The 12,565-nt window shown below is 71.9% G+C and carries 8 protein-coding genes and 1 pseudogene; 2 read left to right on the top strand and 7 right to left on the bottom strand.

All coding sequences use genetic code 11. The features are described 5' to 3' along the window. Positions 1-3: 3 nt before the first annotated feature. On the bottom strand, positions 4-543 hold the full coding sequence (locus tag ACSHT8_RS05970) for an AAA family ATPase (protein ID WP_436502000.1): 540 nt from the start codon (positions 541-543) through the stop codon (positions 4-6). A gap of 359 nt (positions 544-902) precedes the next feature. Between ACSHT8_RS05970 and ACSHT8_RS05965 the strand changes: the two genes are divergently transcribed. Beyond that, positions 903-1,208, top strand: coding sequence for a hypothetical protein (locus ACSHT8_RS05965; RefSeq protein WP_436498487.1), 306 nt, complete (start codon positions 903-905; stop codon positions 1,206-1,208). 32 nt (positions 1,209-1,240) lie between these two features. Here the strand turns inward: ACSHT8_RS05965 and ACSHT8_RS05960 are convergent. The 3 genes and pseudogenes from ACSHT8_RS05960 to ACSHT8_RS05950 form a co-directional block, all read right to left on the bottom strand. Beyond that, a pseudogene (locus tag ACSHT8_RS05960) lies at positions 1,241-1,687 on the bottom strand (glycosyltransferase). A gap of 140 nt (positions 1,688-1,827) precedes the next feature. Next, positions 1,828-2,484 carry a response regulator gene (locus ACSHT8_RS05955; protein ID WP_436498485.1) on the bottom strand — a complete coding sequence of 219 codons (657 nt, stop codon included), beginning with the start codon at positions 2,482-2,484 and terminating at the stop codon, positions 1,828-1,830. Then, complete coding sequence (locus ACSHT8_RS05950) at positions 2,481-3,623, bottom strand: sensor histidine kinase (RefSeq protein ID WP_436498483.1); 1,143 nt, start codon at positions 3,621-3,623, stop codon at positions 2,481-2,483. Before ACSHT8_RS05950 ends, ACSHT8_RS05955 begins: the two co-directional genes overlap by 4 nt. Before the next feature lie 161 nt (positions 3,624-3,784). Between ACSHT8_RS05950 and ACSHT8_RS05945 the strand changes: the two genes are divergently transcribed. Then, complete coding sequence (locus ACSHT8_RS05945; RefSeq protein WP_436498481.1) at positions 3,785-4,258, top strand: DUF6326 family protein; 474 nt, start codon at positions 3,785-3,787, stop codon at positions 4,256-4,258. A gap of 96 nt (positions 4,259-4,354) precedes the next feature. Here the strand turns inward: ACSHT8_RS05945 and ACSHT8_RS05940 are convergent, their stop codons facing one another. From ACSHT8_RS05940 to ACSHT8_RS05930, 3 genes are read right to left on the bottom strand one after another with little or no spacing between them, the layout of a single operon-like run. Next, positions 4,355-6,271 carry an amino acid adenylation domain-containing protein gene (locus ACSHT8_RS05940; RefSeq protein WP_436498479.1) on the bottom strand — a complete coding sequence of 639 codons (1,917 nt, stop codon included), beginning with the start codon at positions 6,269-6,271 and terminating at the stop codon, positions 4,355-4,357. A 2-nt stretch (positions 6,272-6,273) separates the two neighbouring features. Further along, complete coding sequence (locus ACSHT8_RS05935) at positions 6,274-9,150, bottom strand: type I polyketide synthase (protein WP_436498477.1); 2,877 nt, start codon at positions 9,148-9,150, stop codon at positions 6,274-6,276. After that, on the bottom strand, positions 9,147-12,560 hold the full coding sequence (locus tag ACSHT8_RS05930) for an amino acid adenylation domain-containing protein (RefSeq protein WP_436498475.1): 3,414 nt from the start codon (positions 12,558-12,560) through the stop codon (positions 9,147-9,149). The genes ACSHT8_RS05935 and ACSHT8_RS05930 overlap by 4 nt, the downstream gene beginning before the upstream one ends. Positions 12,561-12,565: the final 5 nt, after the last annotated feature.

The raw sequence follows: 12,565 nt of genomic DNA, 5'->3' as shown, positions 1-12,565 counted from the left end.
ACGCTACCGCCCCGCTTCGTGCTGTTCGATGGCCTTGATCACCTGGTCGGCGGTGTCCTCCGGCGTCAGCGTCGAGCTGTCGACGACCAGCCAACCGGCGAGCAGGCTGGGATCGGACCGGAACAACGTATGGCTGTGGCGGATCACGTCATCCAACACACTGGTCGGGAACGACTTCGTGTCGCGCGTCCGGTTCCGTTCCAGGTTGACGTCGAGACTGGGCACCAGCGCGACCTTGCGCACCGCGCCCGCGGGCAACGCGGCGGCCAGCTGGTCGATGTCCTCGGCCGTGACCCGGCCACCGGCGAAGTCGATCACCACCGCGTACCCGTCGGCGTGGTAGACCCCGGCCGTGGCGAACGCGGCCCGCTGCGCAAGGACGAACTGCCTGCCAACCTCGTCGGTCCACGGCGGTGGCGACGCGAAGCCGGACACCACCCAGCCGCGCAGGTCATCCACCGGTACATGGACGCCACGAGGGAACCGGCCTGCCAACAGCGGCGCCACCGTCGTCTTCCCCGCCCCTGGCGGCCCGAAAAGCACTACTACCGGTGAGGGATCGGTCACGCAGATCACGCTACCTTAGAAGGTCCAGTAGGTGCGGGATGGTGGTGTCAGGGCAAAGTCGCCGCGTGCTTCGGCCTTTAGCGTCTGCGCATGGATTACTTTGCGGCATTGGGTATGCAGCTGTCCGCGGAGGCTTGCACCGACGCGCCGTGTGTCCATCATCAGCCCACCTCGCATTCGGAACTCGGCGATCTGGCCCACTTACGGGCGAGGTACAGGGCTGGTTTGCGTGAGCCGGTTCAGCTGACGCGGTATCTGGGCCGCTCGGCGCATATGGATCAGCGAATCGCGCCGTCAGAAGGGCGGCGCTGCGGCATTTGTGGGCGTTGTCGAATGTGGGGCGCGACGAGCTGCTGGCACCGCCGAAGTTCCTGGCCGACGACTACGAAACCGTTGCGTGGTCGCTGATCGCGGGCCGCCGAGGCGTGAGCCTGCCGGAGATCGTCGAAGCCACCGATGGAGCGTCCATCGATTACCCGCCGATCGCTGGACCGGACCGCCCGCGGACCCGAACCGTCATACAGTTCGCTCTGTGGGGTTCGCCGACGAAGCCGGGCGAGGCCACCAGCGGGGGACTGGGGTCTTTCTCACCTGCCTCGGCGACGAACTGGCCGTTCAGCGTGGCATTTCCGACGTTGTGACCGTGACGCTGGCGGACGCGGATCAGCCGGAGCTATCGCTGCTTGGCGAGAACAGTGCACATCGGACTCTCACTTTGCCGATCGCTGCGAATCGCCGCCCCGAGGGCCGGATCCCGCATGGCGGCGACGAGAACGCGCAGAGCGTCCGGGGCGAGGGTGGTGTCCGAGTCGACTGTCACGATCAGCTCGCCGCGCCCCTGCCGGATGGCCGCCACCCGAGCCGCACGCATGCCCTGGTTGGCCGCGAGCTCGATGAGGCGGACGCCGGGACGGTGACGGTATTTCTCTTACACCGCCCGCAGAGCCTCAGTCCGCGTGGACCCATCGTCGACGACCCAGAGAGTCAGCTCGCCCTGGTGGTCCTGGGTCGTGATCGAGTCCAGGCAGGCCGCCAACACCGCGGGGTCTTCGTTGTACGCGGGCACGACCACGTCCACACTTACCGCACATAACGACTGCACTACTAGATACGGCGCCATGATCGCCAGGTAGCCGATCATGGCCACCGCGGCGACAACCACGATCACTCCGACCACCACAACAACCCCCGCCGTCCGCCGAAGTCCCGATTTCGCACGCTATCGCGACGGTCCCGAACGCGGAGCCATGATCGTGCGGGTCAGTTCCCAACCCGGCCGGTGTCGTAGGCCCACATCGCGATCTCGACCCTGTTTCGGGCGCCGATCTTGGTCAGCAGGCTGGCGACGTGGGTCTTGGCGGTCGTCAAGCCGATGAACAGCTCGGCGGCGATCTCGGCGTTGGTGCGGCCGCGGGCGACCAGCGTCAGCACCTCCTCCTCGCGTTCGGTGAGCGGCTCGATCGGCTGGGTCCGTCGCTTCGTCGGTTGCCTTGCGGCCAAGGTGGCCAGCAGTCGCCGGGTGACGTTCGGCGCGATCAGCGCATCGCCGACGGCGGCGGCGTGGACGGCCTGGACGAGCAGCTCCGGCCCGGCGTCCTTGAGCAGGAAGCCTCGGGCGCCTGCCCGGAGCGCGCCGTGGATGTACTCGTCGAGGTCGAATGTCGTGATCACCACTACCGCGATCGGGTCCGGGACGTCCCGCCCGGCGAGGAGCTCGGTCACCTCGATGCCGTCGAGCCCGGGCATCTGGATGTCGACCAGGCACACGTCGGGGCGGAGCCGACGCGCCAGTTCGACGGCGGTGTGGCCGTCGGCGGCCTGGCCGACGACGTCGATGTCGGGCTGCGCGTCAAGGATCATCGACAGGCCGGTGCGCACCAGGTCTTGGTCGTCGGCCACCAGCACGCGCACCGTCATCGGGGTAGCTTAGTCGGCAGTTCGGCGTCGACCGTCCATCCGCCCTCGGGCGCGGGCCCGGCACGCAGCGTGCCGCCGAGCAGCTGCACGCGCTCGGTCATCCCCAGCAGCCCGAAGCCGTGGTGCACCGACCGTGTCGGGTCGATCTGTCCGTCGTCGGTCACGCGTAGGCGCAGGCTTCCCGCGCCCTCCACGACCCGGATCTCCACCCGCGAGGCGTTGCGGGCGTGCCGCAGGGCGTTGGTCAGCGCCTCCTGCGCCAGCCGGTAGACCGCCGTGTCGACCTGGAGCGGAAGTTCGTCCAGGTCTTCTGGCAACTCCACGTCGACGACCGGGACCGGGTCACAGCGGGCGAGGGATGCCAGGTCGGCGACGCCGGGCTGGGGGGCGTACTCCGCGGGCGCTCCGTCGCGCAGCACCCGGACCATCGCCCGCATCTCCGCGAGCGTCCGCGACGCTTCCCCTTCGATGACCGCCAGCGCTTCGAGCGCCGCTTCAGGTCGCTGCCCGGCCACCACCCGGCCCGCCTGCGCCCGCACAGCGATCGCCGAGACGTGGTGGGCGACCATGTCGTGCAGTTCGCGTGCGAGGCCGACCCGCTCCTGGGTGCGGATCTGGTCCACCGCCCGACGCCAGCTCTCGGCGCGGTAGCGGAACGCCGCGCCGCCCGCAGCGGCCGCCGCCAGGATGCCGAACCCGCCGATGACCTCGGTAGGCCCGACGTAGTCGGGGACCATGCCGATTCCCGCGGCGACCGCCACCACCGCCAGGCCGATCACGATCTCGCGCCCGGAGCCCCAGCGGACCAGCGCGTAGACGAGCACCAGGATGTAGATCATCGTGTCGAGACCCATGCTCGGGGACCCGCCCAGCAGGCTCGCCAGTCCCAACGCCGTCGCGGTGCCGAAGCCCACCAAGACACAGGCCAACGGATGGGTGCGCCGCCACAGCAGCACCGGCGCGAGTCCGACCGCCACGATCGTCGCGAACGGCCGCCAGGCGACGTCGTCCCGGAGGACTCCCTCGAGCAGCGCCGTCACCATCAACACCCCGACCAGCACCCAGTCGCGCGTCACCCGTTCGGGAGCGTCGGTGGCGCGGGGCTCGGCCCACAGCGAGTTCAGGGCGTTGGTAATCACGCACCCAGCCTAGGGACCGCCGAGGCGTCGGGTACCGACCGAAAGAACGAGACGCCGCTCCTCCCACCGAACGAGGTGGGTCCGGCCTCGACGCCGATGTGCCCGCCGCCGGGCTCAGCGATCGTTTACCTACCGATCCTCACCACGACAACGGAGCCATGATGAGCACACGTCAGCCACTGGACGACCCGCGGATCCCGGTGAAAGCCAAGCTCGCCGCGGCGTGGACAGGCGTCATGTTCCTGTACGCCTATGTGGACATTCTCGCCTTCTTCAAACCCGGCGTCGTCACGGACATCCTGAAGGGCGTCGTCTTCGAGTTCGACATCAGCCAGCCGCTGTATGTCCTGTTCCTCACGCTCATGTCGATCCCGATCTTCATGGTAGTGCTGTCGATGACGCTGCCCGCCAGGGCGAACCGCGTCACGAACCTCATCGTGGCCTCGATCCAGATCCCCTACGCGGCATTCAACATGGTCGGCGGGTCCTGGCCGTACTTCTACGGCCTCGGTGTCGTACTGGAAGTGATCCTTCTCGTCCTCATCCTGCGGTACGCCTCGACCTGGCCCCGCACCGCACCGTCGGCGACCATCGCGACCAGCCAGGACCGTGAAACCGTTCGCGCCCAGCAGTAAGCGTGAACAGAGAGCAGTCTGCGACGTCGGGTAGGGGCCTTCCAAGGCCCCTACCCGACGTCAAAGTCATCCGGTGGTCCCAGGGACTGAGCGAATTCAGGCTTGCCGCGGGCGGCGGGTACGGGCCTGCGGCGCTGGAAGTGCTCTGCGGTCGACCTTTCCATTGGCCGTGGCGGGCAGCTCGGCGAGCCGGACGTAGCGCGTGGGCACCATGTAGTCCGGCAGCTGTTCGCCCAGGTGCGTGCGCAGCGCCTCGTCGGTCGCGGGTTCGCCCGGTTCGGCCACCACGTAGCCGACCAGGGTCGGGTTCGCGCCCAGGTCGGTGCGGAGCAGGACGACCGAGTTGGCGACGTGGGGGTGGGCGTTGAGCACTGACTCGATCTCGCTCAGTTCGACCCGTTGGCCGCGGATCTTGACCTGGGTGTCGATCCGGCCGACGTAGTTGAGGTGGCCTTCGGGCGACCACCACACCAGGTCCCCGGTTCGGTAAACCCGTTGCGGCTGACCGGTGACCGCGGTCTGGACGAATCGTTCGGCGGTGAGGTCGGGGCGGGCGGCGTAGCCGCGGGCGAGGCAGTGGCCGCCGAGTACCAGTTCGCCCGGTGTGCCAAGGGGAGCGAGGTCGCCGTCCTCGTCGAGGACGAGCGCCAGCACGTTGGTGATCGGCGCGCCGATGGGGACGCCGCTGTCGGGCTCGGGGCGCCTGCACGCCCACGCGGTCACGTCGATCGCGGCCTCGGTGGGGCCGTACAGGTTGTGCACCTCCACCGTGGGAAGCGTCGCGGTCAGCTTGTTCACGATCTTCGGCGGCAGCGCCTCACCGCTGCAGATCACCCGGCGCAGCGAGTCGCAGCGGTCCACCCCGTCCTCGGCCACGAACAGCGCGAGCATCGACGGGACGAAGTGGACGGTGGTCACGCCCTCCGCGACGATGATCTCCATCAGCTCTTGGGGGTCGCGGTGCGCCTCGGCGGGCGCGACCACCAGGCGCGCGCCCGAGGTGAAGGCCCACAGCAGTTCCCACACCGAGACGTCGAAGGTGTACGGCGTCTTCTGCAGCACGACGTCGTCGGTGCCCAGCTGGTAGGCCGCCTGCGTCCAGGCCAGGCGGTTGGCCAGGCTGAGGTGGGTCATCTGCACGCCCTTGGGCTGTCCGGTCGAACCGGACGTGAAGATGATGTACGACAGCCCGTCGACGACCTCCGGCGGCGCGACATAGTCGCGCCAGGCCACCGGGTTCGCGTCCGCGGCGCCGCCGTCGAGGCCGCGAACCGGGACCGGGCTGTCGTCGAACACCGGCGCGGCGGCGGGGCTCACCAGCACCATGGCAGCGTCGGCGGCGTCGAGCATGCCGTCGAGGCGGGCGCGGGGGTGGGTCGGGTCCAGCGGCAGGTACGCCGCGCCCGCCAACAGCACGGCCAGGACCGCGACCACCATTTCCGCGCTGCGTTCGGTGCACAGGCCCACCACCGAGCCCGGCCTGACACCTTCGGCGCGAAGCCTGCCCGCGATGAGGGCGGCTTCGTCGAGGAGCTGCTGGTACGTCCGGTCGACGCCGCCGCCGCGCAACGCCACGACGTCCGGGGTGCGCAGGGCCTGGCGGCAGATCAGCTCGTGCACGGGTGTCCGCGGCGCGGGTGTCGGCTCCGGGTTGAACCCCAGCAGTACCTGGCGTTCGGCCGGTCCGACGACCGCGCACTTGCCCAGCGGCAGGCCGTCGGCGAGCCCCTGGGCGACTGTCCGCAGTCGTTCCGGGGTGTGGGCCGCGCCCGCCCAGTCGAACCGGAACCTGAGCCCGAACGGCCCGAAGTCGGCGCCCTCGGTCACCACGACATCGGGGGAGTCCGTGGTGCGGACCCCGTCGAGCTGGCAGACCACGGACTCCAGCGTGCTTTCCGCCCCGACGGAGACGCGCACCGCGCCGTCGGGAAGCCCTACCGTCACCGTGTCGAGCCGCTCCAGGCGGTGGGCCAACATGGCCGCCACCGCCGCCGCGGTCCTCTGGTCGATCACCGTCATGCTCCTTCCCCGTTCTGGATCAGCGTCGCGAGCGTGCGTGGCGTCGGGGCCGCGCTGAGGTCGGCGATCGAGACCGCCACGCCGAACTTGCGCCGCACCTGCGACACCATCCGGATGAACAGCAGCGACTCGCCGCCCACCTCGAAGAAGCCGGTGTCGGCGGTGATCTCCGTGCCGCCCAGCAGCGACCGCCACAGCTCCAGCACCTGGTCGAGAACCGAGTCGGCGACCGGCGCGGGCGCCTCGGGTGCCGCCGCGACAGGCTCGGCGTCGAGCCAGTGCCGCGTGCGGGCGAAGGGGTAGGTAGGCAGCGCGACCCGGGCGGCCCCCCGGCCTGCCCGGGTCGCCCGCCAGTCCACGTCCACCCCGAGCGTCCACAGCGCCCCGGCGGTGGTGAGCACGTCGCAGCCGCCCGCGCGGGCGGTGCGCCGCGGCTGCGTCGCGATGACGGTCTTGCCTTCGGCCTGGGGGATCTGCCTGGTCATGCCCGTCAGCGCGGTGCCGGGTCCGACCTCGACGAACACCACGGTGTTCAGGTCGCCCGCGGTCGCGACGGCGTCCTGGTAACGCACCGGGCTGCGCAGCTGCTCCGGCCAGTACGCGGCCTCGCGGACCTGTCCGCGCGGCATCAGCCTGCCGGTGACGCTGCTGATCACGGCATAGGACCGGGACCGGTGGGTGACCCCGGCGGCCACCCGGCCGAGCTCGTCGGCCGCGTCAGCCATCATCCGCGAGTGGAACGCCCGGCTCGCGGGCATCGTGCGGTGGGTGACGCCCGCGGCGTCCAGCCGGGCGCGCAGCCGGTCCAGCGGGTCGACCGGACCCGCCACGACGGTGATCCCCGGCGCGTTGACCGCGGCGATGTCGAGTTCCGGGAACTCGGCCAGGTGCGCTTGGACGTCGGCCTCGCCCGCCATGACCACGGACATGCCGCCCTCGGGCGCGTGCTGCATGAGCCTGCCGCGGGCCACGACCAGCCGCAGGGCGTCCTCTAGGTCGAGTTCGTCAGCCAGGCACGCCGCTGCGTACTCGCCGACGGAGTGGCCGATGAGGGCCGCGGGCCGGATGCCACACGACAGCAGCAGCCTGCCCAGGGCGTACTCGTGCAGGACGAGTGCGGGCTGGGTGATGTCGGTGCGGTGGACCAGGTTCTCCGGGTCGTCGCCGACCAGTACGTCGCGCAGGTCGATCCCGAGTGACTCGCGCAGGTACTCCGCGCCGCGATCGATGTCGGCACGGAACGACGGGTAGCGCTCGTACGGCCCCTTCGCCATGCCCGCGAACTCCGCGCCCTGGCCGGGCAGCAGGAACACGATCTTGGCCCGCCGCAGCGGCTCGCGGCCTTTGGCCGCGCGCAGCTTGTCCAGCGCGCCGGGAACGTCGGCGGCGGTGACGGCGAGCCGGTGCGTGAAGTGCCTGCGGTGTGACTGCAGCGTCATGGCCACGTCGCGCACATCGAGGTCGGGCCGGACACACAGGTGTTCGGCCAGTCGGTCGGCCGCCGCGCGCAGCGCCTCGGGAGTGCGCGCCGACAGGGTCAGCAGGGCCTCTTGCGGTTCGTCGGCCCGCTCGGGCGCTGGGGCGGGTACGTGCTCTTCCAGCACCACATGGGCGTTGGTGCCGCCGAGCCCGAACGAGCTGACCGCCGCCCGGCGCACGCCGCCGTCGGCGACCTTCCAGTCGCGGCCGACCGCGTCGACGGTGAACGGCGTCGACCCGTCGAGCAGTTCCGGGCGGGCCTGCTTGAGCCCGGCCAGCGGCGGGAGCTGCCGGTGGCGCAGCGCCAGCGCGGCCTTGATCAGGCCGGACACGCCCGCGGCCGCGTCCAGGTGGCCGATGTTGGCCTTGACCGAGCCGAGGAGACAGGGCTGCTCGGCACCGGCGAACACCTCGCTGAGCGCGGACAGTTCGATCGCGTCGCCCATCTCCGTGGCCGTGCCGTGTGCTTCGAGGTAGCCGATGGTGCCCGGCTCGACGCCCGCGTCCAGGTAGGCGCGGGTCAGCACGTCGATCTGGCCGGTGATGCCCGGCGCGGTGTAGCCGACCTTGGCCCCGCCGTCGTTGTTGATCGCCGAGCCCTTGATCACCGCGTGGACCGTGTCACCGTCGCGGACGGCGTCTTCGAGACGTTTGAGCACGACCATGGCCACGCCGTTGCCGGGCACGGTGCCGTTGGCGTCGGCGTCGAACGGCCTGCACGCGCCGTCGGGGGAGGTGATCCCCTTGGGCTCGTAGAGGTACCCGGCCTGCTGCGGCACCGCGACACACGCCCCGCCCGCCAGCGCGACGTCGGAGTCGCCCGTGCGCAGGCTCTGGCAGGCCAGGTGCACCGCGACCAGCGACGTCGAGCACGCTGTCTGCACGGTGACCGCCGGGCCGCCGAGGTTGAGCCGGTAGGCGACCTTCGCCGCCAGGTGGTCCTTCTCGTTGCCGAGCACGACCGAGAGCAGGCCGTGGGTGTCGACCAGTCCTGGCTGCGCGAGCACATGGTTGAGCAGGTAGTAGTTGAAGCCCGCGCCCGCGAACACGCCCACCCGGCCGAAGGGCTCCTCCCCGGCGAGGTTGCCCGACTCAAGCGCCTCCCACGCGGTCTGGAGCAGCAGCCGGTGCTGCGGGTCCATGATCGCGGCCTCCCTCGGCGTGATGCCGAAGAACTCCGCGTCGAACAGGTCCGGGTCGGCCACGGTTCCCCGGGCGGGGACGTAGGCCGGATCGTCGAGCTGGCTCTCCGCCACGCCCGCGGCGATCAGCTCGCCGCGGGTCAGCTCGGCGATCGTGACGCGCCCGGCGGCGATGGCCGACCAGAACTCGTCGACGTTGGCCGCGCCGGGGAAGCGGCCCGCCATCCCGACGATCGCGATGTCGTGCTTCATGCGGTCACCCCAGCGGTCTGCAGGTGCAGGTGCTTGGCCAGCGCCCGCACGGTCGGGAATCGGTACAGGTCGGTGAGCGGCAGCGGCCGTCCGCCGAGGCCGCGCTGGATCAGCTTGCGGGCCACGGCCAGGCTCAGGCTGTCGCCGCCGACGTCGAAGAACGCCTCGTCGAGGTCGAAGTCGTCGGTGCCGAGCGCCTCGGTCCACGCCGCGGTCACCAGGTCCTCCATGTCGACCGCCGCGGGCCGGTCGGGCTCGGCTTGCTCCACTGTGGACGGTCCGGTGGTGATCGCGCTCAGTGCGCGCAGGTCGACCTTTCCGTTGCGGTCCAGGGGGAATTCCGCGACGGTGAACCACCGCTGCGGCCGGGCGTAGGGCGCGAGGTCGGGCTCGACGGCCTGGCGGGCGGCGGCCAACGGGTCCGCGTCGGCGGCGGCCTTGACCGCGGCGCACAGCCGGGCCGCGGTCGTGCCCGCGTCGGCGAGGAACACCACGGCGTCGAGCACGCCGGGCTGGTCCTTGATCCGCCGTTCGACGTCGACCAGTTCCACCCGGTGTCCGGCGATCTTGACCTGCCGGTCGTTGCGGCCGAGGAACCGCAGCCGCCCGTCGGTGCCCCAGCGGACCAGGTCGCCGGTTCGGTAGACCCGCCTGCCGAGCGTGGCGTGGGAGGTGAAGGAGGCCGCGGTGCGGTCCGGGTCGCGCAGATAGCCGTCCGCGAGGCCCTCGCCGCCCGCCAGCAGCTCGCCGATCGCGCCGGGTGGGACGAGCCTGCCCGCCGGGTCGACGACGTAGAGGTCGGTGCCGCGCACGGGACCGCCGATGGGCAGCGGATCGAGCACCTCGGCGGCGGAGTCGATCGGGAACGTGGTGGTGAAGGTCGTGTTCTCCGTCGGCCCGTAGCCATTGGTGATCCGAAGTCCGGGGCAGTGCTCCAGGACCCGCCGCACATGAGCGGGGGAGACCACGCCGCCGCCGGTGAAGACCTGCCGCAGGCCGCGCAGCGCGTCGGGGCGGTGGTCGGCGACGAGGTGGAAGAAGCCGGACGTGAGCCACGCGTGGGTCACCGGCGCGGTGCGCAGGAACTCGGTCAGGTCCTTCGGCGTGGGGTCCCCCGCCGGGTACACCGTCACCGCGTTGCCCGCGGCGAGGGGGACCAGCAGCTCCAAAGTGGACGCGTCGAACGCCAGCGGGGCCAGCCGCAGCATCCGCGATCCGGCCGCGTCGGCGATCATCGCCGGGTCGGCGGCCAGCCGGAGCACCGCGCGGTGCGGGACGACGACACCCTTGGGCACGCCGGTCGAGCCCGAGGTGAACGAGACGTACGCGGCGCGGCCCGGATCGGCGATCGGGTGCGGCAGGTCGTCGGCGCCGCGCGCGTCGAGGTCGACCAGCGCGCACTCGGCTATCCCGGCGAACTCGGGGGCCGCGGCGACATCGCCGACCCTGGCGCGGGGCGCGGTCGCCTCAGCCAGGTGGGCCCGCCACTGCGCGGTGGCCGACTTGTCCACCGCGACGTAGGCCGCGCCCAGCCGCAGGATCGCCAGGACGGCGACGGCCTCGGCGGCGGAGCGGGTCACCTCGAGGAGCACGCGGTCGCCCGGGCCGACACCGCACTCGTGCAGCAGCGCGGCTTGCGCGGTGGCGCGGTCGTGCAGGTCCCGGTAGGTCAGGGTGCGGCCCCCGTCGGTCACCGCCGGGGCGTCCGGAGTGGACTCGGCGTGCCGCGCGAACGCGCTCCACAGGTCGTCGGCGGTCTCGAACGAGCCGCCCGCGCCCAGCACGCGCAGGCGCCGGGCCTGGCCGGAGGACAGACCGGTGATCGCGCCGAGCCGGGCCGCGGGGTCGCGGGCCAAGTCGGTGAGGACCGCCTGGAACGACTCGACGAGTTCACCCGCGTCCGCCGCGGTCACCACGGAGGTCGCGTATTCCAGGGCCAGCCGGGGCTCGGCCGACCAGGACTGCAGGTAGAGCAGCGCGTCGAACACGCTGCCGTGGCAGTGGCCTTCGTGGACGTGCCAGGTGCCGCCACCCGCGGCGAGGACCTCGGGCACGAGTTCGTGGTGGGCGGCGAAACCGACCTGGGCCAGCGGGTTGCGGCCGAGCTCGCCGGTGAGCTCCAGGCCACTGACCACGTTCTCGAACGGCAGGTCCGAGTCGGCGATCGCGGCGGCGACGGCCGCGGCGGCCGCCTGGACGTAGGTCCCCGCGGTGAGGTCGTCGGTGGTGCGGCAGCGCACCGGCACGACCCGGGTGCACAGGCCGACGATGTCCGCCATGCCCGCCTCGAACCGCCCGGAGGCGGGAACGCCGAGCACGAGGTCGTCGATCCCGGCCCGCCGCGCGACCGCGAGCGCCCACGCCGCCATCAGCACCGACGTCACGGTCGCCTGCCCGCGCCGGGCCAGCGTCTCGGCCGCGGCCGTGGCCTCGGCGGACAGGGTGAACACCAGCCGCGCGCCCCGGCCGTCGGACTCCGCGACCGGCGGGAGGTCCGTCGGCAGGGTGATCACCGGCGGCGCGCCGTCGATCCGGGCGGCGACCCTCGACATCGCCGAGTCCAGCGCGCCGGACGCGGTCACCGCGGCGAGCCGGGTGGCGATCCACTCCGGCGACGCGGCCGGGGGCTTGTCGACGCCCGCGTACAGCTCGACGAAGTCGCGCCACAGCACGCCGATGCCCCAGCCGTCGATGAGCACGTGGTGCACCAGGACGGTCAGCAGGCCGCGGTCGCCCGCCGTGGTGTGGACGAACACGACCGGCGGCTGGTCGAACGGGTGCAGCAGCGCGGCGCTGTCGCGGCCGTAGAGCTCGTGCACGGTGCGTACCGGGTCGCCGCCCGCGGGCAGGGTCTGCAGCAGCAGCCGCGGCTGGTGCGGCGCGGGCAGCACGACCCGGTCCACGCCTTGGGGAGTGCGGGTGAACATCGTGCGCAGCGACTCGTGCCGGGCGGCCAGCGCGGTCAGCGCGGCCCGCACCCGGCCGAGGTCCAGCGGCGCGGCGGACTCCAGGGTGAACATGAGGTGGTACGGCAGATCCTGGCCGAGCACGTGCGCGGCCAGCATCGCCTTCTGCCCCGGCAGCAGCGCGCGGTGGCTCGGCCCGCGGTCCGGGTCGGCGGGCAGGGGCGCGGTGTCGACGAACACGGCCGCGTCGGCCAGCGCGTCGGCGAGCGGGTCGGCCGAAAGCACCCTGGCGATGTCGGCGTCGCGGCCCAGCCGCCGCTGGCCCGCCGCGACGAGGCCGATGGCCTGCAGCGACGTGCCGCCCAGCGCCACGAACGACTCGGTGCGCACGGCGGCGGCCACGTCGTCCTCGGCCATCGCGAGGACTTCGGCGACCAGCGGCAGCCACGCCGCGAGGTCGTCGGCTCTGTAGGTGACCGGATCGGCCACGGGTGCGATCGACATGGGGA

It is taken from the genome of Actinokineospora sp. HUAS TT18 (assembly GCF_051364635.1).
Classification (GTDB): domain Bacteria; phylum Actinomycetota; class Actinomycetes; order Mycobacteriales; family Pseudonocardiaceae; genus Actinokineospora.
This window is presented reverse-complemented; position numbering and strand designations above follow the sequence as displayed.

Bases quoted from the DNA above. Each gene is read 5' to 3' on its own strand.
- ACSHT8_RS05945 (WP_436498481.1), top strand. From the start codon at position 3,785: ATGAGCACACGTCAGCCACTGGACGACCCGCGGATCCCGGTGAAAGCC.
- ACSHT8_RS05935 (WP_436498477.1), bottom strand. From the start codon at position 9,150: ATGAAGCACGACATCGCGATCGTCGGGATGGCGGGCCGCTTCCCCGGC.
- ACSHT8_RS05930 (WP_436498475.1), bottom strand. From the start codon at position 12,560: ATGTCGATCGCACCCGTGGCCGATCCGGTCACCTACAGAGCCGACGAC.
- ACSHT8_RS05955 (WP_436498485.1), bottom strand. From the start codon at position 2,484: ATGACGGTGCGCGTGCTGGTGGCCGACGACCAAGACCTGGTGCGCACC.